Below are 1462 nucleotides of genomic sequence, written 5' to 3'. Positions count from 1 at the left end.
AAGTGTGAAACATTATGCTAAGTAGCAGACATGACAAAAAGAAGTGGTTATCCACTTAGTTAAATTCAAGATGAAGAAGAGATAAGTTTAGATGTATCAAATCCTTGAGATTGAAGAAATTCGATAGCGTTCTGGATGGTCATTACTTTCTTGACAGGTTTCGGATTGATAATCTGTTCCATGTCACAAGGACTGTAGACCTCACCGGTACTGAGGATATGATAGATATTGACTAGAATCATTCTGGCAATAGCGATAATCGCTTTTTTGTGACCACGGCGTTTCTTGATTCGATTGTATTTGATTCTGTAATAAGGATTGGATTTTGAATTGATGGCAGCCAAAGCACACTGAACGAGCAATGGTTTGAGATAAGATCCTGCTTTCGAAATACGAACAGATTTCTTCTTGCTGGCTGATTCATTGTTGGCAGGTGCAAGTCCTGCCCAGCAGGAAAGCTGTTTGCTTGTTTCGAAAACAGACATATCTGTTCCAATTTCTGCAATGATTGTCATAGCAGAAAGATAAGAAATGCCAGGAATATCTAACAGTAAATTGATCAGAGTTGCATATGGAATGCATCGGATTGCCATTTCTGTTTCTAATCTTCTGACATGAGAGTCAATCTGATCCATATGCTGAGAAGCAATGTTCATTTTCAAACGCTGATCAGATTCAATGTGAGAACCAACTAAAGACTGAAGAACTTCTTTCACCTTCTTCCTGGCATTTCTTTCAAGAAGCTTAGAGATTTTTTCTTCAGTAACTAATGAAGAACGTATCACTTCTTTCATGACAGCTCTGGAAGATTTTCCAAAAGGATCTGAAAGAATACTGGCAAGACCGATATTGGAAATGGTCATAGAATTCTGATATCTGTTTCTTTCAGAGGAACGCATGGCAATCAGTTTGATTCTGTATCTTGAAAGTTCACGAAGCTCTCTGATTTCCTTAGGAGGAATAAAAGAGAATTTGAGAAGGTCATGTTTAAAAAGATCAGCAATCCATTTTGAATCTTTCTTATCTGTTTTCTTGCCTTTGATGGCTTTGGTGTATTTTGGATGAACAACGAAGACTTTGATTTCATCCTCTAACACATTAAAGACTGGAATCCAGTATTTACCGGTGGATTCCATAGCGATTTCAAAGCAGTGATGTTCTTTGAGCCAGGCTTTGAGTCGATTCAAATCAAAGTTCTGGGAAGAAAAAGAGCTTTGAATATATTCGGTAATACCATCCTGATTGGTTGTGGCAATGGTGGCAACAATAAGATCTTTGTGAATGTCAGCACCACAACATATAGGTCGAACAATCCGCATAAATAAAAGCCTCCTTTGAGAAAAGGAGGTACAGACATTGACTGTCATCCAGCGTATATTCAGTCAATTGATTAAATCAATGCTAAGTGTTCAGGCTCTGAGTCCTACTTGTTTGTGCTTGTAAGGATGACGGCGACTTATAA

At 38.0% G+C, this 1462-nt stretch carries 1 protein-coding gene; it reads right to left on the bottom strand.

The window, feature by feature from the left end; genetic code table 11:
• Positions 1-65: 65 nt before the first annotated feature.
• Positions 66-1319: an IS110 family transposase gene (locus ACTND6_RS10970; RefSeq protein ID WP_441024286.1), complete on the bottom strand. Its 1254-nt coding sequence runs from the start codon at positions 1317-1319 to the stop codon at positions 66-68.
• Positions 1320-1462: the final 143 nt, after the last annotated feature.

Origin of the sequence: Bulleidia sp. HCP3S3_C9, assembly GCF_052064035.1 — a bacterium.
Lineage (GTDB): Bacteria > Bacillota_I > Bacilli_A > Erysipelotrichales > Erysipelotrichaceae > Bulleidia.
This window is presented reverse-complemented; position numbering and strand designations above follow the sequence as displayed.